The sequence below is a fragment of the Clostridium sp. HBUAS56017 genome (genome assembly GCF_007115085.1).
Classification (GTDB): Bacteria; Bacillota; Clostridia; order Clostridiales; family Clostridiaceae; genus Clostridium; species Clostridium cibarium.
The window spans coordinates 57,959-82,481 of record NZ_SULK01000013.1 but is presented as its reverse complement, the minus strand read 5'-3'; the positions used below and the strand labels follow the sequence as shown (position 1 = coordinate 82,481).

At 30.1% G+C, this 24,523-nt stretch carries 19 protein-coding genes and 1 riboswitch; of the genes, 6 read left to right on the top strand and 13 right to left on the bottom strand.

Annotated elements, in window-relative coordinates; all coding sequences use genetic code 11:
- The first annotated feature begins 8 nt into the window (after nucleotides 1–8).
- Nucleotides 9–806, top strand: a complete 798-nt coding sequence (locus FAY47_RS12360) for an ABC transporter permease subunit (RefSeq protein ID WP_143317053.1) — start codon at nucleotides 9–11, stop codon at nucleotides 804–806.
- A gap of 32 nt (nucleotides 807–838) precedes the next feature.
- On the opposite strand, the gene ric is transcribed toward FAY47_RS12360, so the two are convergent.
- Together ric and FAY47_RS12350 are read right to left on the bottom strand one after the other, a co-directional pair.
- On the bottom strand, nucleotides 839–1,549 hold the full coding sequence (gene ric, locus FAY47_RS12355; RefSeq protein WP_143317051.1) for an iron-sulfur cluster repair di-iron protein: 711 nt from the start codon (nucleotides 1,547–1,549) through the stop codon (nucleotides 839–841).
- Nucleotides 1,550–1,561: 12 nt separating this feature from the next.
- Nucleotides 1,562–1,978 carry a hemerythrin domain-containing protein gene (locus FAY47_RS12350; RefSeq protein ID WP_143317049.1) on the bottom strand — a complete coding sequence of 139 codons (417 nt, stop codon included), beginning with the start codon at nucleotides 1,976–1,978 and terminating at the stop codon, nucleotides 1,562–1,564.
- Between the two features lie 214 nt (nucleotides 1,979–2,192).
- On the opposite strand from FAY47_RS12350, the gene FAY47_RS12345 reads away from it, so the two are divergent.
- The 5 genes from FAY47_RS12345 to FAY47_RS12320 all read left to right on the top strand — a co-directional run bounded on the left by FAY47_RS12345 (nucleotide 2,193) and on the right by FAY47_RS12320 (nucleotide 8,541).
- A complete protein-coding gene (locus FAY47_RS12345) occupies nucleotides 2,193–3,107 on the top strand; it encodes an alpha/beta fold hydrolase (RefSeq protein ID WP_143317047.1) in 915 nt (304 codons plus the stop codon).
- Nucleotides 3,108–3,638: 531 nt separating this feature from the next.
- Nucleotides 3,639–4,727 (top strand): tyrosine-type recombinase/integrase, encoded by a 1,089-nt coding sequence (locus tag FAY47_RS12335; protein ID WP_243129615.1) that lies wholly within the window; start codon nucleotides 3,639–3,641, stop codon nucleotides 4,725–4,727.
- Nucleotides 4,720–6,843: a tyrosine-type recombinase/integrase gene (locus tag FAY47_RS12330; protein ID WP_143317043.1), complete on the top strand. Its 2,124-nt coding sequence runs from the start codon at nucleotides 4,720–4,722 to the stop codon at nucleotides 6,841–6,843. The genes FAY47_RS12335 and FAY47_RS12330 overlap by 8 nt, the downstream gene beginning before the upstream one ends.
- Nucleotides 6,836–7,216: a DUF6262 family protein gene (locus FAY47_RS12325; RefSeq protein ID WP_143317041.1), complete on the top strand. Its 381-nt coding sequence runs from the start codon at nucleotides 6,836–6,838 to the stop codon at nucleotides 7,214–7,216. The genes FAY47_RS12330 and FAY47_RS12325 overlap by 8 nt, the downstream gene beginning before the upstream one ends.
- A gap of 26 nt (nucleotides 7,217–7,242) precedes the next feature.
- Nucleotides 7,243–8,541: a hypothetical protein gene (locus FAY47_RS12320; protein ID WP_143317039.1), complete on the top strand. Its 1,299-nt coding sequence runs from the start codon at nucleotides 7,243–7,245 to the stop codon at nucleotides 8,539–8,541.
- 222 nt (nucleotides 8,542–8,763) lie between these two features.
- Here FAY47_RS12320 and FAY47_RS12315 read toward each other — a convergent pair whose 3' ends face one another.
- From FAY47_RS12315 to ilvD, 11 genes are all read right to left on the bottom strand, one after another.
- Nucleotides 8,764–10,008, bottom strand: coding sequence for a hypothetical protein (locus tag FAY47_RS12315; RefSeq protein WP_143317037.1), 1,245 nt, complete (start codon nucleotides 10,006–10,008; stop codon nucleotides 8,764–8,766).
- Between the two features lie 247 nt (nucleotides 10,009–10,255).
- The gene (glmS, locus tag FAY47_RS12310) at nucleotides 10,256–12,079 is read right to left on the bottom strand and encodes a glutamine--fructose-6-phosphate transaminase (isomerizing) (protein WP_143317129.1); all 1,824 of its coding nucleotides are present in this window, start codon (nucleotides 12,077–12,079) and stop codon (nucleotides 10,256–10,258) included.
- Nucleotides 12,080–12,564: 485 nt separating this feature from the next.
- Nucleotides 12,565–13,698 carry an aminotransferase class I/II-fold pyridoxal phosphate-dependent enzyme gene (locus FAY47_RS12305; RefSeq protein ID WP_143317035.1) on the bottom strand — a complete coding sequence of 378 codons (1,134 nt, stop codon included), beginning with the start codon at nucleotides 13,696–13,698 and terminating at the stop codon, nucleotides 12,565–12,567.
- A gap of 2 nt (nucleotides 13,699–13,700) precedes the next feature.
- Nucleotides 13,701–14,846, bottom strand: coding sequence for a PLP-dependent aspartate aminotransferase family protein (locus tag FAY47_RS12300; RefSeq protein ID WP_143317033.1), 1,146 nt, complete (start codon nucleotides 14,844–14,846; stop codon nucleotides 13,701–13,703).
- A gap of 94 nt (nucleotides 14,847–14,940) precedes the next feature.
- Nucleotides 14,941–15,044, bottom strand: a riboswitch (SAM riboswitch).
- A 39-nt stretch (nucleotides 15,045–15,083) separates the two neighbouring features.
- The gene (locus tag FAY47_RS12295) at nucleotides 15,084–15,347 is read right to left on the bottom strand and encodes a GIY-YIG nuclease family protein (RefSeq protein ID WP_143317031.1); all 264 of its coding nucleotides are present in this window, start codon (nucleotides 15,345–15,347) and stop codon (nucleotides 15,084–15,086) included.
- Between the two features lie 14 nt (nucleotides 15,348–15,361).
- The gene (locus tag FAY47_RS12290; protein ID WP_143317030.1) at nucleotides 15,362–17,224 is read right to left on the bottom strand and encodes an ABC transporter ATP-binding protein; all 1,863 of its coding nucleotides are present in this window, start codon (nucleotides 17,222–17,224) and stop codon (nucleotides 15,362–15,364) included.
- A complete protein-coding gene (locus tag FAY47_RS12285) occupies nucleotides 17,217–19,448 on the bottom strand; it encodes an ABC transporter ATP-binding protein (RefSeq protein WP_143317028.1) in 2,232 nt (743 codons plus the stop codon). Before FAY47_RS12285 ends, FAY47_RS12290 begins: the two co-directional genes overlap by 8 nt.
- 22 nt (nucleotides 19,449–19,470) lie before the next feature.
- Nucleotides 19,471–19,917, bottom strand: a complete 447-nt coding sequence (locus FAY47_RS12280) for a MarR family transcriptional regulator (protein ID WP_243129614.1) — start codon at nucleotides 19,915–19,917, stop codon at nucleotides 19,471–19,473.
- Nucleotides 19,918–20,106: 189 nt separating this feature from the next.
- Nucleotides 20,107–21,108: a ketol-acid reductoisomerase gene (gene ilvC, locus FAY47_RS12275; protein WP_143317024.1), complete on the bottom strand. Its 1,002-nt coding sequence runs from the start codon at nucleotides 21,106–21,108 to the stop codon at nucleotides 20,107–20,109.
- A 19-nt stretch (nucleotides 21,109–21,127) separates the two neighbouring features.
- Entirely contained in the window at nucleotides 21,128–22,798 is a 1,671-nt protein-coding gene (ilvB, locus tag FAY47_RS12270; RefSeq protein ID WP_143317022.1) for a biosynthetic-type acetolactate synthase large subunit, read from the bottom strand.
- A gap of 66 nt (nucleotides 22,799–22,864) precedes the next feature.
- The gene (gene ilvD / locus FAY47_RS12265) at nucleotides 22,865–24,523 is read right to left on the bottom strand and encodes a dihydroxy-acid dehydratase (RefSeq protein WP_143317020.1); all 1,659 of its coding nucleotides are present in this window, start codon (nucleotides 24,521–24,523) and stop codon (nucleotides 22,865–22,867) included.

Below are 24,523 nucleotides of genomic sequence, written 5' to 3'. Positions count from 1 at the left end.
AATGTGTTATGAATATATTTATTAGAGAAATGAAAGTTCTTATAAAATCTCTTATTTTATGGTGCATTGCCTCATTTTTCTTAATTGTCTCTGGTATGGCCAAATTTAGTGGTACATCAGTTTCAAATGAGTCTATGAATGAACTTATATCAAAGATGCCTAAGTCCTTGCTAAGCATTATGGGAATTGGCTCCTTTGATTTGTCTAAAGCAAGTGGATACTACAGTGTATTATTTTTTTATCTAGTCTTAATGGCTGCTATTCATTCAGCTATGATAGGTGCAAATATTATTTCAAAAGAAGAAAGAGATAAAACTGCAGAATTTATATTTGTAAAACCTGTTTCAAGAAGTAAAATTATCACCGAAAAATTAATTGCAGCATTTATAATTATACTTATCCTTAATATATTTATTTCTGTTTCATCTATATTAATAGTTAATTATTTTAATAATGGCGAAAATTTAAATGAAGGAATTTTGAATTTGATGATTGGACTATTCATTTTACAATTATTATTCTTATTTATTGGTACAGCAATATCTGCTATAAATAAAAAACCAAGAACATCAATATCAATCTCTACTGGGATACTCCTAATTATGTTCATATTATCTGTAGTCATCGATATAGATAGTAATCTTGATTTTCTAAAGTACCTAACCCCATTTAAATATTTCGAAGCTAAGAATTTAATGTATGGAGGGCAATTTGATATAATATTTATAACCTTATCAATTTTTATAATTATAGTATGTGGAATCATCACTTACGCTTTTTATAATAAAAAAGATCTGAATATATAACAATAAAGCAGATGTATTTAAAAACATCTGCTTTATTCTTCTTCCCTATATAAATTTTTAAATAATATATTATTTTCTAGATGAATGTGCTGAAATATATCTTCTTCCATTTCTCTTAACTTTCTATAAGTTAATTCATAAGTTCTACAAGTATCTTTTGGGGTATTATAATGATCTGTCACTTTTCGTAATTCTTTAATGATATCCCCAGCACCTGTATGCTCATCTTCTAGCTCTCTTAAATCATTTAATAGTTTTTCCTTATCAGAATTAATTTTATTCTCTTCATATTCTTTTATCATTGGGAATATAAATTTTTCTTCTTTTACTAAGTGACCTTCAAGTTCTGTTCTTAAATTATTAAACAACCTGTGAACTTCAAAAAGTTCAGTGTGTTTGTCACCATGCACTTTTAATATCTTTAATGTAAGTTCACTTATTATTGGTAATTCCTTATTGAGATAGAAATGATGTTTTCCCACCACATAGTCAACAAGTTTGCTTGGACTTTCCTTAGCCCAATCAGTGAATTTCTCATTACTATCCATAAATTCTCTATACCTTTCATTTAGGATAGTTATTATTTCACTTTCATCTATATTTTGTTCTTCTATAGCTTCTATTAAAGGTCTATTTCCTCCACAGCAAAAATCTACTTTATACTCAAGAAATAAATTACTTGCTCCTGGAAAAACTGTAACAATATCTCCTATTTTATCTGAGCTTTTAAAATTATCCATCATTATAATCCCTCCCTATAAAGCTGCAATTCTAGGATATAGATGCTTATCTTCTTTAGAAATTCTACTCTCTAATAAGCCTACTATTTGTTTACTTTCTTTTATAAATCCATCTACATCTCCTAAGATTTTATTTTTTGTATTAAACTTGCTTTTATAATCATTAAATTTAGCAAAAATATCTCCCATCTCTGAGCTATATTCTTTAGCAATTTCTCTTAATTCTTTATTATCACTTTCAATCAATGTTGGATATAAAAATTTATCTTCAGAACTCATATGAATATTCAATTTACCTGCAAGGATATTAATATCTTTTACTAAATCATCTATATTTCCTGCTACGTCCTTTGAATTGATTTTCTCATTTATTTCTGAAAATAATTTCTTTATCTCTAAATGTTGTCTTTCTAAATTCTTTATATTTGCCATATACTTCTCTCCCAACTGTTTTTTCTTTATAACTTAATTATATCTATAGCAATCTTTTAATCTGTGATTTGAAACACATAATATATATTTCTTCTTTATATGAGCATTGTTCTTTAGATTACGACTTAAGAACAGCAGTTTACGAGAAATAACTGTTCTAATTCTATCTACATATGTAAAATAATGATTAAATACTATATAAGGGGGAATTTAAATGAAAAAAGCAAAAATTTTATGTGCAGCTTTAGGAATTATGATATTTTCAAGCTTCAGTGTTTCCGCAAAAACTATGAATTCAGGAACTAATTCTACAGCATATCAAAATGTTCAAGGTGCCAACCAATCTCAATTTAGTAAATTTGAATTTGAATGTAGGAACTCTAGATCAGTACCAATAAGAGGTACTGTTGAATTGCCACAAGGAATAGGTAACAAAAAAGTTCCTGTAGTTATTATGTCTCATGGAATCTTCGGAAACCGTGATTCTGGCGGTGATTTTGTAAAACTTGCTTCAAGTTTAAATAGCAGAGGATTTGCTACAGTAAGATTTGATTTCGATGGAAATGGAAGAAGCGGTGGAAGTTTAATCGATAATTCTATTAAAACAGAAATGGATGATTTAAGTGCTGTAATAAACTATGTTAAAACTTTAAGTTTTGTTGATTCAAGTAAAATTAATCTATTTGGATTTAGTATGGGCGGAGCTGTAACAAGTGTTGTAGCTGGTGATCGTTCTAGGGAAATTAAATCAGTCTGTCTTTGGGCTCCAGCTGCAGTACTTGTAGATAATTGCGAAAAAGGAATATTATTTGACGCAAAAGTAGATATACACAACATTCCAGATAGAATACCTGTATTGGGTGGAAGAGTTATGTATGGTAAAGCATTCTTTAAAGATGCAATAGGATTTGATCTTTATGGAAGAGCAGCTAAATGTAATAAAGATATTCTTATTCTTCACGGAGATAATGATTACGTTGTTCCTTTAAGCTATGCACAAAAATACACAAAAGTTTGCCCACATGCCACTTTAAATATTATAAGAGGCGGCGGTCATGGTAATAGTGGAAAATTGCTAGATGATACAATTAATATGACAACAAATTATTTTGTTCAAGAAAATAGATAATATTTATTTAACAAAGCTATCTTAATAGAAAAGGATAGCTTTGTCTAATTTACCAACCTTCAAAAAATCTTTTAGCTCAAACGAATAGAGATGAAGTTTTAAAAGTTATATATTTCTTCTATAGAAATCCTCAATTAGATCTATGAGGATCAAAAAGTAGAAGACTTGTATTTTAACCCCACAAATTCAAAATAATAATGTGTTTAATAAATAAAAGGCTAGACATTTTAAAATTTACTTAAAATGTCTAGCCTTATCTGACTAATTATTTACTTACTAGATAATACTATAACATCATAATTATAGTATTTACTCTCTTTACAATTTTGATTCAACTTTGTTTCATTAAATATAGTAAGATAAATATAGGATGGATAGTTTAATATGACTATCTATTCTATATTTTTTTATACATATTTTAAATATTAAGTATGCTATATTTAAGTAGTATAATATGTGTAATATGTAAAGGAGGGAAATGATATTATTAAAGTACAAGAAGTAATATTAGATGGATCTTTAAAAAGATATATGCTACTTAATGAAAATGGCTTACCTATAATTCCTGTATTAAAATATATGAAATTTCTTGATAATGCTCGTAAAAGTCCAAACACCCAAAAGACCTACTGCTATTCATTAAAATTATACTTTGAATATTTAAAGAAAATAAATATGGATTATAGAAAAGTTAATATAAGTATTCTATCTGATTTCGTTGGTTATTTAAGAAACCCATTTGAAAGTAACAATACTTCAGGCATAAAACCTATTAAAGCTAAAAGAACAGAAAAAACTATTAACTTGATAATAACAGCTATAACTAATTTTTATGATTATTTATTTAGGACTGAAGAAATAAATAATGACATAATTGAAAAACTTATCAGAAAAATCTTTATTGGAAAGAATACTGCCTATAAAAGTTTTTTACATCATGTTAATCAAAGTAAGCATTCAAACAAAAATATTCTTAAACTAAAAGAACCTACTAAAAAACTTAAAGTCTTAACTAAAGACGAAGTTGAAACTATTTATAATTCAACAACAAATATAAGAGATAAATTTTTAATAAAGTTACTATTTGAAAGTGGCTTGCGTATTGGTGAAGCTTTATCATTGTTTATAGAAGACTTTGTTTATGACCATAAAAATGGTCATAAAATAAAACTTGTTGATAGAGGTGAGTTGCCTAATGGTGGCAGACTAAAAACTGGTGAAAGAGAATTGTACATATCCCAAGAATTGATGGACTTATTTGATGATTATGAATATGAAATTTTAGATGATATAAACATAGATACTAATTTTGTATTTGTAAAATTGAAAGGTTCTAATTTAGGACAACCCATGAATTATTCAGATATTAATGCATTATTTAAAAGGCTTAAAAATAAAACTGGAATCAATGTCCATGCTCATTTATTAAGGCATACTCATGCAACTATATACTATCATCAAACAAAAGATATCAAACAAGTACAAGAACGTCTTGGACACAAGCAAATACAAACAACTATGAATATGTATCTTCATCCTTCAGATGCAGATATAAGAGCTGATTGGCAAAAAGCTCAATATGCATTTACTTTAAAGCGAGGAGATAATATTAATGAATAATACCCTTAATATATTAGGTTATAATAATGAAAAACTATATAATGAAAAAATAATAAATGCTCTATCAAGCTATGTTGAATTAATTGCCGACATAGATAAGTCAATATCTTATAATAGAATAAAAAGCAACTATTTTTTAGAAAATGACATTTGGCATATTGACTTTTTTAAAAGTATTAGCCAGTTTAAAGCTGAAATTGATTCCTACAAATACACAAATAAAACAATTACTTTTAATTTTATAAATCCATTATTAAAAAATGAAATTAAGTTTATTGTCCATAATAAATTATTTAATACATGTTGGAGTCTAAGATCTACAATGGGTATGGAAAATCATATTCTAAATAAATTTTCTGATTTTATAAATAATAATTACCCAAATATAACATCAATATTTGAAATAAATATTCCTAAAGTAACACTTCAATGGATAGACTATTTAGAAAAACATAATTTTAAAACTATTTCTATTCAAAATGTAAATTCAAAACTTATGGGATCAACACGTTATGCTAAAACAGCAATTGCAAAAATAATAGAAAACTTATACAAATGGTTATATGAACTTACTGATGAACGTATCGAATGGGATAAGGATAAATGGTGTGCAGAAAACTTACAAGTTTATGGTATAAAATATTCTAAAAGTAAAAATGGAAATGGAAATTATCTTAACTTTAATAAAATAACTAATATTAATTTTAAAAATACTATGAAAAAATATATCAAACAACGATTATTAAGTAAGCAACGCTTTTCTTGGCATACTGCCATTAATTATATGAATTTCATTCCAAGTTTTCTTAACTTCATATGTGAATTAGAACCCAAATGGAATGATCTAAAACAATTAAATAGACATCATATAGAAAACTATCTTGAATGGTTATCTATTAAATCCAATAGTATAAAACATAGAAATTCAAATCCAAATGCTCACATGTTCAATTCCTTATCAATAATTCAAACTTTTTTAGAAGATATTCAAATTAAAGATTATAATATAGCACCTATAAAAAATGTTAGAATTTTAATATTTCCAAGCGATAAGCCTGCATCCAATAAAAAACCTTATGATACAATTAATTATGTTCCTGATTCAGTTTTAGAACAATTATTCAATAAACTTAATTTTCTAGATGAAAAAATTGTTCCTGTTGTATGGATTATGTTTAAGACAGGATTACGTATATCCGATGTATTAGAATTAACATATGATTGTCTACTAAAAATAAACAACCAATATTGGATAGAGACAGATATTGAAAAAACTTATATAAAAGGACATAGACTACCTATTGATAATGATTTAGCTAATATTTTAGCTGTATTAATTGATAATGCTAGAATATTTAGTAATACTGATAATAATCCTCATAAATATATTTTTGTTAGATATACTGGCTCCAGAAAAGGTAAACCTTACTTACAAGGCTGGATAGCAACGAAGCTAAATTTATTAGCAATAGAACATAAAATAACTGATGAAATAGGTAATATTTATAAATTTAAAAATCATGCTTTTAGACATACTTATGCAATTAAAATGCTTAATGGTAGTGCTGATATTTTAACAGTTCAAGAATTATTAGCTCATGCCTCACCAGAGATGACAATGAGATATGCACGGTTGCTTGATGATACTAAAAGAAAAGTATTTGATAATGCTGTAAAACATGGTATTTTTAGTTTTGATGAAAGTATTAAATTAAAAGAAGAAAACAATGGAGAAATACCATCTGATGTTCTCGATATGCTTTGGACTAACCACAAATTAGATGCTATTGATACTCCTTATGGTACTTGTATGCAAAGAAAAAATGGGAAATGCAGCTTTGCTAAACAACCACCTTGTTTAACTTGTAATAGTGGTAGTCCATGTAGAGATTTATGTGTTGGTGCATTTGAAGGTGATATTCAAAAGTATGAAATATTAATAAATTCAACTAAATCAATGATAGAAAGTGCTAAAGTTTACAGTAGAATAGAAATGGCCAAAGAAAATGAAGAATTATTAAGCCTATATGAGGATATTTATTCTAAGATAGTTAAAGGAAATGTTGTTTATAGTAGATTAGATAGATTAAAGAAGCAAGGTGGATATAATGACTAAATATAATCGCAAGGAACAATTAAAACAACTCCATGAAGAACGTAAGATTAAGACTCAACAAAAGGTAGATGAAGCAATTAAAAGACTTATAAAGGCTCAAAAGTCTATTAATTTTAATAGTGTTTCTAATGAAAGTGGTATTACAAAAGCTACTCTATATAATAATCCTAGCATTAGAGAAAGAATTGAGGGGCTTAGACTACAACAATCAAAAGTACATACTCCATCACAAATTAAACAAAAAATGGATGAAAACAATAAAGATGCTATTATTGAAAGCTTAAAAAGAAAAATTAAAAAATTAGAATCAGAAAACAAAGATCTTAAAGAGCAAGTTAAAGTAAATTATGCTAATATTTATAAGCAAATATAAACATTAATTATGGGGGAACTACAATTATGAAGAGAAAAATACAAAAATGTATATACTGTGATTCCATAGATTTAACGATATCAGATATTATTCCATATGCACTTACTGGTGCGAAAGTAACTAAGAAATTTGTTTGTAGGAAACATAATAAAGAAACTAATGAGAAATTTGAAAGTATTGTTATAGAAAAATGGTCTGTATTTAGAAATCACTTAGGCTTAAAAACTAGAGACGGAAATACTATAAGATACCGTGGTGATTTAATAATTGATGATATTAAAATAAGCGATGCCAAATTATCTGATAAATCTTCGCTATATTCAAAACAAATATTTACAACAACAAATAAAAATGGAGAAAAAATTAAAATAGGAAATATTGATAAACTAAAACAAATTTCTGATAAAAAAGTCGATATTATCGATATGAGTAATGCTACAATTGAATGTAAATTTTCGTTAAATGATTTATTTGATTCTATTGAAATGAAACGTACAATAGCTAAAATAGCATATGAATGGCATTGCTATAATAATAATATTCTTGGATATGATAAAAAGTATAATAAAATTATATCTTATATTCTTGATGAAAATGTAACTTATAGTGATATTATTGAAAATGTTATTGATGGTAATGAGTATAATATAGCATTAAATTATTGTGAGTATGGGACACATAGTATATATGAGTATATAGATAAAAGTGGCTGTTGTTATGTAATATTTAATTTTTGGAACATTATAATATATAAAATTAAAGTAGCTGAAAATTATATTCCTAATATAAGTGAAAGTAATATTATAAGTATGTATAAATATAACATTGATGGTAGTAAGGATAAAATGGAATTTGGAAAAATAGGACAAGTGAACGTTTTATCCGAAAAGCCAGAAGACGCCTTAATTAGATTGAAAAATTTTTATATTAAAAACATAACTTTATTATTATCAACTTTACCATTAACTATATTTACAGTAAAACAAATGATTGATAATGTTCTAAATGATTTTAAGTTATTTAAAAACAATAAAATAGAATTGGCTAAGTTATTAAATTATGAAGATTATAGACGTGTTTTTATTGTACATTTTCTTCTAATATTACAGCAACAAGAAAGAATCTATAATTTAAACGAATCTTTCAATTATAATTTGAAAAATATATTGAATACAAAGGGAATTACTACATTCAATAGTGAAAATAAGAAAGAGACATTAGAAAAAATAATTGAATTGGATAAAAACGGTACACTTGTAAATAAGCTAGAAGAAGGTTTGTATATATTTGAAAAAATATATACAAGTGAAATGAATACAATATGACAATAAAATTAAGGTAGATTATATTATCTACCTTATTCATTATCTAATCTTTATTATTATTCATAATATAAAAATAAAACTTTGTTATAAATCTATTCAAGCTATAAAGATTATATTATTACAACCTCCAAAAAGAAATATTTAAAAAATATATAGAGAATTAATAAATTCCTCTCTACTTTTTATATAACACATCAATTAAATTAAGTTGACATATCTATTTTATTTTGATAGTAAAATCAAATATTGGAATAGAACATCAAGTCTCCTAATTTCTTCATAATAAATCTTTTCCTGTTCACTAAAATCATTTACACCTAAAGTTTCTGCAATATGTTGTTTTGACTTATTTTGTTCTTCTTCAGGTAGCAAATGATCTAAATATATACGGTAATCATGTAATATATAAAGCGGTGATATCAAATTCTCTATATCTATTAATTCATCTAAACTAGTGCTAAGTTTTATCAATATTTCTTTCAATAAACGAATTGACTTCCATTCCTTATGTTTCTTTTCGCTAGAATCTACATTGTACATCTTTTCATATAATACACGTAGTTGTTGAACGTTTATTCCTTCTACTAATATTTTATCAAAAGCGTTTATAACTCCTGAAATACTCTGTTCATTAAAAACAATTGGGCGTTTTACATTCTTTGATTGAATGTTACACTCTTCATCTAAATGTTTTAAGTCGATTCCATATTTGTCTTGAATGTTTTGTATGAAAATTTCCTTATTCAACAAAATCTGTTGTTCTTTAATTAGTTCACTAAAAATACAATTCATCTGAGCTTGATAAAATTCTGAATTTATTATTAAATGATCTGATTCAATATTAAAATTTCTTAATATTCCTTTACTAAATCCGTCCATTGAATGCAAATCACCAAGCCAAAAAACAATCTTACCATTGATATTAAATCCAAAAGGAACAGCCCATTGGTATTTGTAAATTCCTTCTGCATCCTTTTTCGCTATATTCCCATATGTTTCAGAAAATATATCAACCTCATATACTGGATCAGATATAAAATATAACAATGCTTTCCTATCAAAATAAACTGGTGTCAAAAAACCAACTTCTGAATGTTCATCATCAAATTTTAATCCAGGTACACTTTCATAATCCCTATGATCATAAATAAAATTATTCTCAACTGCATAATTGTATTTTTTTCTATATCCATTAGGTTTACTTTTTACTCCATACTCACCACGTTTACATAGTTCTTTGTATAACCCATACAAAATTTCCTTTGCATATTCAGTATAATGAAGAGTTCCACATTTTCCACATTTTAACATAGGAATTTCTTCAATATCCATAAATCTATTTGATATTTCTACTTTTATATGCTCCATGGATATTTCCAAAAAGCCATTACATTTTGGACATTTATCCAGACAATAGCCTTCAAATATCTTTTCATATTCATCTTCATCGTTATATTGAAATACCATATCTTAATCACCTCATATTATAAAAAACTTTCCCCAAAAACTTCTATTTATCCTTAAGTTAATTATAACATAATTCAATAAAATTCCAATTTGATATCCTAATAATATAAAAAACTTTCCACATAATATATATTTATAATATGTGGAAAGTTTTTATTTATCTTGTTTTTTTAATTTTAGTCTTGATAAGTTTCAAATGATTAGACTTTGTTTAAAAATAACAATAATATAAAATATTTATCTATTTCTATTCAACTGTTACTGACTTAGCTAAATTTCTTGGCTTATCTATATCAAAGTTCTTTTCCTTAGCTGTATAGTAAGCTAGTAATTGTAATGAAACTGCTGCTACAACTGGTGCTACCATATTTAATACTTTTGGTATTCTAACAATTTTATTAAATACTGATTCATCTATTTCATCACCTTCATAAGCAACTCCTATAGTTTCAGCTCCTCTAGCCTTAACTTCTACTATATTACTTACCATCTTTTCTCTAAGCTTAGTTTGAGTTAATAAAGCTATAACTTTTGTTCCTTCTTCTATTAATGCTATTGGGCCATGCTTAAGCTCTCCTCCAGCATATGCTTCTGAATGAATATAAGTTATTTCTTTAAGCTTTAAAGATCCTTCTAAAGCTAGAGCATAGTCAACTCCTCTTCCTAAGAAGAATACATCTTGCTCCTTAGCTAAAATCTTAGCTACTTCTTCTAGTTCTTCTTTCTTAGCTAATACTTCTTCAATCTTTTCTGGAAGTAATGTTAAAGCTTCTTCTAATTCTTTTGCTGATTCATTAGTTAAGCTTCCCATTAACTGTCCAAAATACATCCCAATTAAATTCATTACAACAACTTGAGTTGTATATGCCTTAGTTGAAGCAACTGCTATTTCAGGTCCAGCCATTGTGTATATAACATTATCAGCTTCTCTTGATATAGTACTTCCTACTACATTAGTTATAGCTAAAGTTTTAGCTCCAATTTTCTTACAATCTCTTAAAACAGCTAATGTGTCAGCAGTTTCTCCTGATTGACTTACAGTTATTAGCAATGTCTTGTTTGTAACTAATGGCTCTCTATATCTAAATTCCGAAGCTATATCCACTTCTACTGGAATCTTTGCAAACTTTTCTATTGCTACTTTTCCCATAAGCCCTGCATGATATGCAGTTCCACAAGCTACTATATATACTCTATCTACTCCATCTAAATCTTCCTTTGTTAGGTTAAATCCCTCAAAAGAAACTCCATTATTTGAGATTTTACCAGTTAAAGTATCTCTTATAGCCTTTGGTTGTTCGTGTATTTCTTTCATCATGAATGAGTCATATCCACCTTTTTCAGCAGCATCTGCGCTCCATGTTACTTTATACACTTCTTTATCTATCTTTGAACCGTCACTATTTAGAACCTCTGCTCCATCTCTAGTAACTAATACGAATTCATTATCATCTAAAAGATATACATTTCTTGTATAGCTAATTACTGCTGGAATATCTGAAGCAATAAATGTTTCACCTTCTCCAAGCCCTACTATTAATGGACTATCTTTTCTTACTGCAACTACCTTATCTGGATCATCTCCACAAATTACACCTAAAGCATAGCTTCCTTCAAGTCTTTCTGTTGCCTTTACAACTGCTTTAAAAAGATCTCCTTCATAGTAATAATGAATTAAATTTGGTACTACTTCTGTATCTGTTTGTGATTTAAACTCATATCCCTGCTCTTTTAACCATTTTCTTAGTTCAAGATAATTTTCTATAATTCCATTATGAACTACAGTTATATTACCCTTTGAGCTTTTATGTGGATGTGAATTTATATCTGAAGGCTCTCCGTGAGTAGCCCATCTAGTATGCCCTATCCCTACAGTTCCTTCTAGAACATTTTTATCTAAATCATCACTAAGATTAGAAAGACGTCCCTTATGCTTTACTACAGTAACTTTTCCATCATTTTCTACAGCCACACCAGCAGAGTCATACCCCCTGTATTCTAGCTTTGATAATCCATCAATTAAGAAGTTTGTTGCTCTCTTCTTTCCAACATATCCTACTATTCCGCACATATTATTTCTACCTTCCTTTTTCATAATTATTTAATTTTTTAGTCCTCATTAAAGCTTCGTCCTAACAAAAATGACAAAGGTATGATAATCTTAGAAATCTAAAACTTTATATGAAGGTTTTAACACCAGGCTGAATTTGTACTATAGATCACTCCATAGCTTTGTCAGCCGTTTACGGTAGTGCGATACCGTGGGGCACCCGCCGAAGTATTCGATACTCCCCAACCTCGTCAACTTAAACGAACTTCCAAATCTATGATTTGGCAATACTTACTTAAGTTCTGGCGCTTTATTCTAAAATACTTTTATTATCTTTTATAAAATCACTTCCTTCACTTTATTTCATACCTATTGATTATTTTATCACAATTAATATTTTTGTCTATATATTATATTATTAAATTTCTTACATTTTAGTTACCATAATAGACTTAATCTATCATTTAAGATGAAGCATAATTTGCTTCATCTTAAACCTTGCAAAACTAATTTATCGCCTTTTCAAAACTCTCAATTAAGTCTTCAATATCTTCAAGTCCTGCTGAAACTCGTATTAAAGTATCAGTTACTCCAAGTTTTTCTCTTTCTTCCCTAGGAATAGCTGCATGACTCATTTTAACTGGATATGATACTATAGTTTCTACCCCTCCAAGGCTTACTGCTACTCCTACATTTTCTACATTATTCAAGAAGTGTTTTGTCTTTTCTAGGCTCTTAAATTTAAATGATAATACTGCTCCTCCACCATAAGATTGTGCTAAATGACTCTCTCTCCCTGGATGACCTTCAAGCCCCGGATAGTATACTTTTTCTACTTCTGGTCTATCTTGAAGCCATTTAGCTAGAATCTCTGCATTTTTTTGACATTCAAGTACTCTAACCTTTAATGTTTTAAGCCCTCTAATAAGAAGCCAACAATCTTGTGGCCCTAAAACAGCTCCAAATGTATTTTGAATTTGTCTAATTTCACTACTTAATTCTTTATTTTTAGTTACAACTAATCCTGATATTACATCACTATGTCCCCCTATAAACTTAGTTGCACTATGAACCACAATATCTGCTCCAAGTTCTATCGGTCTCTGCAATAAGGGAGACATAAAAGTATTATCAACAATTACTATAATATCCTTTGCTTTAGCTACCTTTACTGCATCTTTTATATCTGTTATCTTTAATAACGGATTTGATGGTGTTTCTAAATATAATCCCTTTGTATTTTCTTTTATTGCATCTCTTATTTCTTCTAAATTACTTGCATCTACAAAAGTATGCTGTATATTAAATCTAGAAAATAACTTTGTTACAGCTCTATAAGTCCCACCATAAACATCTCCACATATTACAATATGATCTCCAGCGGAAAATATGCTTAATACTGAGCATATTGCTGCCATTCCTGAAGCAAAAGCAAATCCTCCATCTCCACCTTCAAGTTCCGCAATTAAATTTTCCAGAACATCCCTAGTCGGATTCCCTGATCTTGAATAATCATATTTTCCAAAGTTATCTATATCAAATTGATGAAATGTTGATGCTTGATATATCGGTGTACTTAAAGCTCCTGTATTTTTATCTATACTTCCTTCTGAATGAATTAATTTTGTCCCTATCCTCATTTCTATTCCCCCTTTATTGCTTGTTTTAAATCATCTAATATATCTTTAATATTTTCAATACCAACAGATAATCTCAGTAAATATTCATCTACCCCAAGTCTTTTTCTAAGATCATCTGGTATTTCACTATGGGTTTGAGTAAATGGATACGTTATAAGTGTGTCTACCCCCCCTAAGCTTTCTGCAAAAGATACAACCTTAACTCTTTTTAATATTTTTTCTACAAGTTTTTTATCTTTAACTCTAAAGGATAAAGTTGTACCAAATCCTGTACTTTGAGATTTATTCACTTCATATCCCTCATGTTCTTCCAATCCTGTATAATATACATCCGAAACTTCATCTTGTTCTTTTAACCAGTTAGCAATAACTATAGCGCTTTCTTCTGACTTCTCTAAACGTATGTGCAGCGTCTTTATTCCTCTTAAAACTAACCAAGCTTCAAAAGGCCCTATTGTTGCTCCTGTAGACATATTAATATATCTTAATCTTTCAATAAATCTATCATCCTTTGCAACTATTAATCCAGCTAAAACATCATTGTGTCCTCCCAAATATTTCGTTCCACTATGAATAACTAAATCAGCTCCAAGATCTAATGGTTTTTGATAATAAGGAGTAAGAAAAGTATTATCAACGATAAATATCAAGTCCTTCTCCTTAGCTATCCTTCCAATGCCTCTTATGTCTGTAACTCTTAGCGATGGATTAGATGGAGTTTCTATAAATATCCCTTTAGTATTTTCCTTAATAGCATCTTTCACTGCTAAAAAATCTCTAGTATCTACAAACGTTGATTCTATACCAAGCTCCTTGTAAATACTTCCAAAAAGTCTAAATGTACCTCCATATAGATCTTCTGAAATAACTAAATGATCCCCAGCTTTAAAAAGATGCACAATACAGTTTATAGCTGCTAAACCTGTTGCAAACGCCAACCCATACCTTCCATTTTCTAATAAAGCTACAGTCTTTTCTAATTCTTCTACAGTTGGATTTTGAAGTCTTGAATAATCATATCCTGTACTTTCATTTAATGCAGGATGCTTGAAGGTTGCACTTTGATAAATAGGAAAACTTATTGCCCCAGTATGCCTATCCCCTCCTGATGCACCTCTTACTACTGTTGTTTCAAAATTCAAATTCATAATTAGCCCCCTTTCAAAATAAAAAAAGCCGCTTCTTTATATAAGAAGCGACTATTGTTAGTCAAATATATAGTCATAATGAGACTACTAATTCCTCTTATCTGTCAGGATAAACCTGCAGGATTTAGCACCACGTAATAAATAATTACAGGTTGCTGGGCTTCAAAGGGCCAGTCCCTCCACCACTCTTAATAAGATAAACTTATTTATTTAATTACATATAATTATACATCTTTCCTAATCAATGTCAACATGTTCTTTGAAATTTTTAATCAAATTATCCTTTTCTTCTCTTCTAAGCTTTTTAATAGCATATTCTCGCTTCATCGCATCTACTTTATCCTCAAAAGTTTCAAAATAAACAATCTTTAGAGGGCCTCTACCCCTAGTGTATTTGGCCCCTTTAGAATTACAATGATCTTTGAATCTTTTTTCTAAATTATTTGTCCATCCAGTATAAAGAGATCCATCTCCACATAACAAAATATAAACATAATTCATACCACTAATATATATTAAGCTATCTCTGAATTTTCAAATTGAGAATTATAAAGATCACAATAGAATCCACCAGCAGATAATAACTCCTCATGATTTCCTTGCTCTATTATATCTCCATCTTTCATAACAAGAATTAAATCAGCATCACGGATGGTTGATAATCTATGAGCAATTACGAAGCTTGTTCTTCCTTCCATAAGATTATCCATAGCTTTTTGTATCAATACTTCTGTTCTTGTATCTACTGAACTTGTTGCTTCATCTAATATTAATATCTTAGGATCTGCAAGTATTGCACGAGCTATAGTTAATAATTGTTTTTGTCCTTGAGATACATTACTAGCTTCTTCATTTAATTCCATATCATATCCATCAGGTAATGTTTTAACAAAGTGATGAACATGAGCTGCTTTAGCTGCTTTTATAACTTCTTCATCTGTTGCATTTAACTTACCATATCTTATATTCTCTCTAATACTTCCATTGAATAACCATGTGTCTTGAAGCACCATCCCAAAAAGCTCTCTTAATTCACCACGATTAAAGTTCATTATACTATTGCCATCTATTAATATATCCCCACTATTTATATCATAGAATCTCATTAAAAGCTTAACTATTGTAGTCTTACCTGCACCTGTAGGCCCAACTATCGCAACCTTTTGCCCTGGCTTAATATTAGCAGTAAAGTCATTTATTATTGTCTTATCTGGATTATATCCAAAGTGAACATCTTTAAAGTCAACTCTACCTTCAAGGCCGTTTGGAGATACTGGATTTGGAACAGTTTGTTCTTCTTCCTCTTCAGCTATAAATTCAAATACTCTTTCAGCTGCAGCTGCTGTTGATTGCATTAAGTTAGCAATTTGTGCTACTTGCGCTATAGGTTGAGTAAAGCTCCTTACATATTGAACAAATGATAATATATCTCCAACTTCAATTGCTTTTTGAATAGCAAGCCATCCACCTAGTATTGATATCATTACATATCCAATATTACCCACAAAAGTCATTATAGGCATCATCATACCTGATAAGAATTGTGACTTCCAAGCTGAATCATATAATGTGTTATTATATTTATCAAATTCTTTTACAGCTTCTTCTTCACCATTAAATGCTTTTACTATATTATGTCCACCGTATACTTCTTCAACCTGACCATTTACATGTCCTAAATATTCTTGTTGAGATTTAAAGTACTTTTGTGATTTCTTAACAACTGCGCCTATTAACCCCATCGAAATAGGTAGTATTAATAAAGCCGCAATAGTCATAGGTATACTTATTGATAACATCATTGCTAATACTCCAATAATCATAGCAACAGATGTAATCATTTGAGTCATACTTTGATTTAAATTTTGACTCACTGTATCTATATCATTTGTAACTCTTGATAAAACTTCTCCATGAGTTCTTGTATCAAAATATTTAAGTGGCATTCTATTTATCTTTTCAGCAAGTTCTTTTCTTAGGTTATATGAAACTTTTTGAGTTACTCCACTCATAATAAATCCTTGTACAAAAGCTAATAATGCACTAACTACATATAATCCTAATAAGGTTAATAATATTCCTGCTATCTTATCAAAATCAATACCGGCTCCCTCAGCACCAGTTGTCTTTGATACTAGACCATTAAATATTTCTGTTGTTGCCTTTCCTAATATCTTTGGTCCAACTATTGTAAATACGGTACTACCGATTGCAAATATTACAACTATTATTATAGATAATGTATATGGCTTAAGATAAGTCATAAGACTTTTCATAGTTTCTTTGAAGTTTTTGGCCTTTTCTACATTTCCTCCCATTGGGCCTCTACCCATACCCATTGGACCTCTACTCTTATTATTCTTTTCACTATTACTCATTTCCTAGCTCCTCCTTTGAAAGCTGTGATAAAGCTATTTGCTTATATACTTCACAATTATTTAGAAGCTCTTTGTGATTCCCTATCCCAACTACTTTACCTTCATCTAAAACTATAATCTGTTCTGCATTTAAAATTGTACTTATTCTTTGTGCTACTATGAACACTGTACTATTGGAAGTTTCGTTCTTCAACGCTTTTCTTAAAGTTGCATCAGTTTTAAAATCAAGTGCCGAGAAACTATCATCAAATATATATATTTGTGGATCTTTTGCTATAGCTCTTGCTATTGATAATCTTTGTTTTTGTCCTCCAGATACATTTGTTCCTCCTTGAGAAATTTCCGTCTTAAATTTCTCTGGTTTTGAAGAAATAAATTCAGTGGCTTGTGCTATCTCAGCTGCCTTTTCAACCTCATCTTCAGTTGCATCCTTCTTACCATATTTTAAGTTTGACTCTATTGTTCCAGAGAATAAAACTCCCTTTTGCGGAACATATCCTATCTTTTCTCTTAAATCATGTTGAGATACATCTTTAACATTAATTCCATCTATTAATATCTCACCACTAGTAGCATCATAAAATCTAGGTATTAAATTAATAAGTGTTGATTTCCCGCTACCAGTACTACCTATAATTGCTGTAGTCTCTCCTGGTTTTGCTACAAATGATATATTCTCTATTACATCTTCATCTGCATTTGGATACCTAAAACTTACATCTTTGAATTGAACTATTCCTTTTTTACTAGAATCAAATGTTTTCTTTTCTTTAGGATCAGTTACAGTTAATTCAGTTTGTAATACCTCCTCAATACGCCCTGCTGATACTGATGCTCTTGGAAGCATTATTGATACCATAGATATCATCAAGAATGCCATTATAATTTGCATAGTATAAGTTATAAATGCCATCATATCTCCAACTTGCATAGTTCCATCATTAACACTATGTGAGCCACTCCACACAATTAGCACTGTAATTGCATTCATTATAAGCATCATAAGTGGCATCATAAGTGACATTGTTCTTGTTACAAAAAGATTTGTTCTAGTTAAGTTTTTATTAGCTTCATCAAATCTCTTTTCTTCATGCTTCTCTGTATTGAAAGCTCTAATTACTAATATACCTGTTAAAATTTCACGAGTAACTAAGTTTAACTTATCTACAAGTTTTTGTACCGACTTAAATTTAGGCATTACAATTGCAAATAGTAACAATATTACAGCTAAAAGAACTAACACAGCTACACCTATAATCCAAGCCATTGATGTATTTGTATTTAGCACCTTTATTACCCCACCAAGTCCAAGTATTGGAGCATAGAATACTATTCTAAGGATCATTACCATTAGTAATTGAATTTGTTGAATATCATTTGTGCTACGTGTTATCAATGAGGCAGTTGAAAACTTATCTAATTCAGTATTAGAGAAAGACACTACTTTCTTAAACACCTTACTTCTAAGATCTCTACCAAGCTTTGCTGCTACTTTAGCTCCTAAAAATCCAACTGCAACTGTTGCAATCATGCTTACAAGTGCTATTCCAAGCATCTGTGCTCCTGCAATTATTATATATTTCTTTTGAAGCCCATCTGTATCTATTCCTAGATCATCATAAAGATCTCTTACATAAGCTACAGCCCCTTGAGTTATTATTGTATCTGGCATTTCTTCAAATTTGCTATTAATATCATCTCTAACTTTACTTAATTGTTCCTCTGGTAGCATTGAGAAAAGCTTTAATACATCTCCATTAGCTGCCTTTACCATTTGTGGTGGAAAATTAGCTATCATTTGCTCCTTCATTGAAGCTGTTTCATCACTATTTTTAGTTAATACAGAAACTACTAACATTGGTTTACTAAATATATTATTTAGCTCATCTATAGTAGTTTGATCCTTTGTATTTAACTCATATACTGGTTCATCGCCACTTATACTCTTTTTTGTAGCTTGTGATGCATTGTCCAAATAAGTATAGTTCTCTAAAATCTTATCCTTATCATCTTTATTCATAAATAAGAACAAATTATCTAAATCACTCTTACTTATTTCTTCTGGTACAGCATTTTCAATACCATGTTGTTGTATTCCCACATTTACTATATTAGATGTATAGTCTGGTAATGCAAGATCACATACAGCTTGTAAAACTAATAATGCTATTATTGCTATAACTGATACTGCCGACTTTTTCATGTACTTAATCATTTTCAACATATATTTTTACATCCCCCTTCTCTTACTCACACTTCATATTAGGACAATCCTTTGTTAGATTGTCTCTTATTTGCATTAGCAATCTTCTAAATAATACTTTTTCTTCAATAGTAAAATTTTCAAAGCATTCTTCCTCGACTTGTTTACCAATCTTTTTTACTTCTTCACAAACTTCTTTACCTTTTTTGGTAATGAAGATTCTAGTAATTCTTTGATCATTATCATCTTTTTTTCTTTCTATAAGTTCACCCTTTTCCATTCTAGTAAGCATGACAGTTACTGTGGCTGGTTTTATTCCCATATCTTTAGCAAGATCTTTTTGACTTTGACCATTTTTCTTTAATAGTTTTAGTAATACATGTTGTTGTCCAGGATGAATACCTTTTTCCCCAAGCAAAATATGACTTCTCGTAAAGGCCAATCTAACTGCTTGAAAAAAAACACCTTGCACTGATTCTTCAGTAGTCAAAATTTTATCCACCTCCATTTTGTTTAGCTTAGCTAACTAACATAATAATCATTTCTATATTAAATTGCAACTTTTTTATAAAAATCTTCACTTTTTCTTCACATTGATATTTTTAGTAAACGTTTTTAATTAGTCAAGCTAAACAATTTACCTTATAAAAAAAAGTCCTGCAATATGCAGGACTTTAAACTAATCTAATTTTTTATTTATCCAATCCATCATGCCTCTTAATTCAGCACCAACCTTTTCGATTGGATGTTCAGCTTCCATTCTCCTCTTTGCATTAAAGTTTGGTCTACCAACTTGATTTTCCATCAACCAATTCCTTGCAAATGTACCATCTTGAATTTCAGTAAGAACCTTTTTCATTTCCTTCTTAGTTTCCTCTGTGATTATTCTATCACCAATCATGTAGTCACCATATTCTGCTGTATCAGAAATCGAATATCTCATTGTAGCCATACCTCCTTGGTACATTAAATCTACAATTAACTTCATTTCATGCATACATTCAAAATAAGCATTTTCCGGAGCATATCCAGCTTCAACCAAAGTCTCAAATCCAGCTTTTATTAATGCAGTAACACCACCACAAAGAACTGCTTGTTCTCCAAATAAATCTGTTTCAGTTTCATCTTTGAAAGTAGTTTCAAGTACTCCTGATCTAGCACCACCAATTCCATTAGCATAAGCTAACGCTAAATCTTTAGCATTTCCTGATGCATCTTGATGAACTGCTATTAAACAAGGAACTCCTGATCCTTCTGTATATGTTCTTCTAACCATATGTCCTGGCCCCTTTGGAGCAACCATAAATACATCTACATCTGCAGGTGGAACTATTTGACCAAAGTTGATATTAAATCCATGTGCAAATGCTACTGCATTTCCACCTTCTAAATATGGAGCTATTTGTTCCTTATATATAGCCGCTTGCTTTTCATCTGGTACAAGTATCATTACAATATCTGCTTCCTTAACTGCATCTTGAACTGTTGCAACTTTCAATCCATCATTTTCGGCAACCTTCCAAGATTTACTTCCATTATACAAACCTACAACTACATCTATTCCACTATCATGTAAATTTAACGCATGCGCATGTCCTTGGCTACCATAACCAATTATAGCTACCTTCTTTCCCTTTAAATAGTCTAAATTTGTGTCCTTTTCATAATACATTTTTACCATTTTCTTTTCCTCCTAAAATTTAAATATCTTCTTCACATATTATTTGATTAATTGGCGCACCTGGTGCAACCATTGGAAATACTTTTTTATCATAATCAATCCTATAATCTATGAGCACTGGTCCCTTACTATTTAAAGCTTTTGCCAATACTCCTTTAAGCTGATTTCTTTCTACAACTCTATATCCAGTTGCTCCAAAAGCTTCTGCAAGCTTTACTAAATCAGTTTCCCTATCTAATGTTGTATGAGAATATCTTCCATCAAAAAATAATGTTTGCCATTGTCTAACCATTCCTAAAACATTGTTATTCATAACAACAACTACTACTGGCAAATTATTTTTAACAGCTGTAGCAAGCTCCTGACAATTCATCATAAAGCTTCCATCACCAGCTATATTTACAACCTTACTTCCCGGTTTTCCAAACTGTGCTCCAATTGAAGCTCCTAGCCCAAATCCCATAGTTCCAAGTCCACCTGATGAAATAAAGGTTCTAGGTTTTCTAAAATTAAAATATTGCGCTGTCCACATTTGATGCTGACCAACTTCTGTTGAAATTATTAAATTACCATCATCTAGCGAATTTAATACTTCAAAGAAATATTCTGGAGTAAGTTCTTTTTCTTCATCTTTTTTATATGCACTTAAACTTTTTAAATGCTCTGCATTCTTTAACCACTCTTCATTTTTATTTTCTTTAACCTTTGGAATAATTCTTTCTAAAACACTTTTCAAATCTCCTATAACAGACAAATCAACCTTTACATTTTTATTTACTTCCGCTGGATCTACATCTATATGAAGTATCTTAGCATTACTCAAATACTCTCCACTTGCAACTACTCTATCTGAAAACCTTGCTCCTAAAGCTATAAACAAATCACTCTTTGTTGCACTTATATTAGATGCTTTAGTTCCATGCATACCAATCATGCCAGTATACAAACGATGATCCTTCGGAACTACTCCTATCCCCATTAAAGAACTACAAATTGGTGCATTTATTTTTTCTGCTAACGCTAAAACTTCACTGCTGCAACCTGCTATAACCGCGCCTCCACCTACATATATAAATGGTTTCTTTGCTTTATTTATTAGCTCTATTGCCTGTTCAATCTTCTCTTCTTTAATAGTGAATTCTTTTCTTCCAATACTTAACGGAGTTTTCTTTTTATATTCAGTTTTTTCAATTTGAATGTTCTTAGGAATATCAATCAAAACCGGTCCTGGTCTGCCTTCTCTCGCAATATAAAAAGCCTCACTAATTACATCTTGAAGTTTATTTACATCTTTTACAATATAATTATGCTTAGTTATAGGCATTGTAATCCCAGTTATATCTACCTCTTGAAAACTATCCTTTCCAAGCAAGTTCATTGGTACATTTCCTGTAATAGCAACTAAAGGAATTGAATCCATATATGCTGTTGCAATTCCAGTTACTAAATTTGTAGCTCCTGGTCCTGATGTAGCAATACACACTCCTACTTTTCCAGTAGCTCTTGCATATCCATCAGCCGCATGAGCTGCTCCTTGTTCATGACATGTTAAAACATGTTTTATCTCATCTTGATATTTGTATAATGAATCATAAAGGTTAATTACTTGACCACCTGGATATCCAAAGACTAGATCAACTCCCTCATCTATAATAGATTTAATTACTATGTCAGATCCTGTTAAAATCATCTAGCCCCCTCCTTTTCATAAAACATAATTTTTTATAAGTCTCTACACCTTAATTTATCATTACTATTATTTAAACACAGCTCCTGTACTGGCTGAGCTAACAAGCTTTGAATATCTAGATAAATAACCTTCCTTAACCTTTGGTTCAAATGGCTTTAATTTTTTTCTTCTCTCTTCAAGAATTTTATCTGATACCTTAAGTTCTAACTTTCCACTTTCTATATCTATGGAAATAATGTCTCCATCCTCAACTAAAGCAATAATTCCACCTTCAGCTGCCTCTGGCGATACGTGTCCAATAGAAGCTCCTTTTGTTGCCCCACTAAATCTTCCATCTGTAATAAGAGCTACTTCTTTATCAAGCCCCATACCTGCTATTGCGGATGTAGGGGATAACATTTCTCTCATCCCTGGACCACCCTTTGGCCCCTCATATCTAATTACAATAACATCTCCAGATTTTATCTTTTTGCTCATGATAGCTTCTATAGATTCTTCTTCTGAATCAAAAACCTTAGCTGCTCCTTCATGCTTAAGCATTTCAGGTGCAACTGCTGACCTCTTGACCACAGCCCCATCTACAGCAAGATTTCCTCTAAGAATTGCTATTCCTCCAGTTTGACTATAAGGCTTATCTATAGGCATAACTACACTATAATCCTTAACATATTTCCCCTCAGTATTTTCCCCTTGAGTTTTTCCTGTTGCTGTTATGCAATCTAGATAAACAAGATCTTTCTTTGAAAGTTCATTTATTACTGCCCCAATTCCTCCAGCATAATATAGATCTATAATATGAACTTGAGATGCAGGTGCTAAGTGGCAAAGGTTCGGCACTCTAGCTGAAACTTCATTTATAATATCTAAATTTATTGGAATTTTAGCTTCATTAGCTATAGCTGTTAGATGCAAAACTGAATTTGATGAGCATCCAAGTGCCATCTCTACAGTTAATGCATTTTCTATAGATTTTTCAGTTACTATATCTCTTGGTTTTATATCCTTTTCCAAAAGATTCATAACTGCCATTCCTGCTTGCTTCGCAAGTCTTATTCTCTCAGAATAAACTGCTGGTATTGTACCATTTCCAGGTAAAGCTAAACCTAAAACTTCTGCCAAGCAATTCATTGAATTTGCTGTAAACATTCCTGAACATGACCCACATGTTGGACATGCGTTATCTTCTAATTCTTTAAGATCCGCTTCAAGCATTGTTCCATTTTCAAATGCTCCAACAGCTTCAAAAACAGTTGTTAAAGAAACATCTCCACCTTTAAATTTTCCTGGAAGCATTGGTCCCCCACTTACAATTACAGCTGGAATATTAAGCCTTAATGCTGCCATCATCATACCTGGTACAATCTTATCGCAATTTGGTATAAGAACTAGAGCATCAAATCCATGTGCCTTTACCATACATTCAATAGTATCTGCAATAAGTTCTCTTGTAACTAAAGAATACTTCATTCCTTCATGACCCATAGCTATTCCGTCACATACTCCTATAGTCGGAAATACTAATGGTGTTCCCCCAGACATAAGCACTCCTTTTTTTACCCCTTCAACGATTTGATCTAAGTGAACATGTCCTGGTATTATATCATTTTGTGATGTTACTACCCCAATTAAAGGTCTGTCTATTTCTTCTTCTGTAAGTCCTGCTGCTTTAAAAAGAGACCTATGAGGGGCTCTTGAAGCACCTTTCTTTACACAGTCACTTCTCAT

Coding starts and splice junctions, on each gene's coding strand:
- FAY47_RS12360 (WP_143317053.1), top strand. CDS start 9: ATGAATATATTTATTAGAGAAATGAAAGTTCTTATAAAATCTCTTATT.
- ric (WP_143317051.1), bottom strand. CDS start 1,549: ATGATGGATAATTTTAAAAGCTCAGATAAAATAGGAGATATTGTTACA.
- FAY47_RS12350 (WP_143317049.1), bottom strand. CDS start 1,978: ATGGCAAATATAAAGAATTTAGAAAGACAACATTTAGAGATAAAGAAA.
- FAY47_RS12345 (WP_143317047.1), top strand. CDS start 2,193: ATGAAAAAAGCAAAAATTTTATGTGCAGCTTTAGGAATTATGATATTT.
- FAY47_RS12335 (WP_243129615.1), top strand. CDS start 3,639: ATGCTACTTAATGAAAATGGCTTACCTATAATTCCTGTATTAAAATAT.
- FAY47_RS12330 (WP_143317043.1), top strand. CDS start 4,720: ATGAATAATACCCTTAATATATTAGGTTATAATAATGAAAAACTATAT.
- FAY47_RS12325 (WP_143317041.1), top strand. CDS start 6,836: ATGACTAAATATAATCGCAAGGAACAATTAAAACAACTCCATGAAGAA.
- FAY47_RS12320 (WP_143317039.1), top strand. CDS start 7,243: ATGAAGAGAAAAATACAAAAATGTATATACTGTGATTCCATAGATTTA.
- FAY47_RS12315 (WP_143317037.1), bottom strand. CDS start 10,008: ATGGTATTTCAATATAACGATGAAGATGAATATGAAAAGATATTTGAA.
- glmS (WP_143317129.1), bottom strand. CDS start 12,079: ATGTGCGGAATAGTAGGATATGTTGGAAAGAAGAGAGCAACAAACTTC.
- FAY47_RS12305 (WP_143317035.1), bottom strand. CDS start 13,698: ATGAGGATAGGGACAAAATTAATTCATTCAGAAGGAAGTATAGATAAA.
- FAY47_RS12300 (WP_143317033.1), bottom strand. CDS start 14,846: ATGAATTTGAATTTTGAAACAACAGTAGTAAGAGGTGCATCAGGAGGG.
- FAY47_RS12295 (WP_143317031.1), bottom strand. CDS start 15,347: ATGAATTATGTTTATATTTTGTTATGTGGAGATGGATCTCTTTATACT.
- FAY47_RS12290 (WP_143317030.1), bottom strand. CDS start 17,224: ATGAGTAATAGTGAAAAGAATAATAAGAGTAGAGGTCCAATGGGTATG.
- FAY47_RS12285 (WP_143317028.1), bottom strand. CDS start 19,448: ATGTTGAAAATGATTAAGTACATGAAAAAGTCGGCAGTATCAGTTATA.
- ilvC (WP_143317024.1), bottom strand. CDS start 21,108: ATGGTAAAAATGTATTATGAAAAGGACACAAATTTAGACTATTTAAAG.
- ilvB (WP_143317022.1), bottom strand. CDS start 22,798: ATGATTTTAACAGGATCTGACATAGTAATTAAATCTATTATAGATGAG.
- ilvD (WP_143317020.1), bottom strand. CDS start 24,523: ATGAGAAGTGACTGTGTAAAGAAAGGTGCTTCAAGAGCCCCTCATAGG.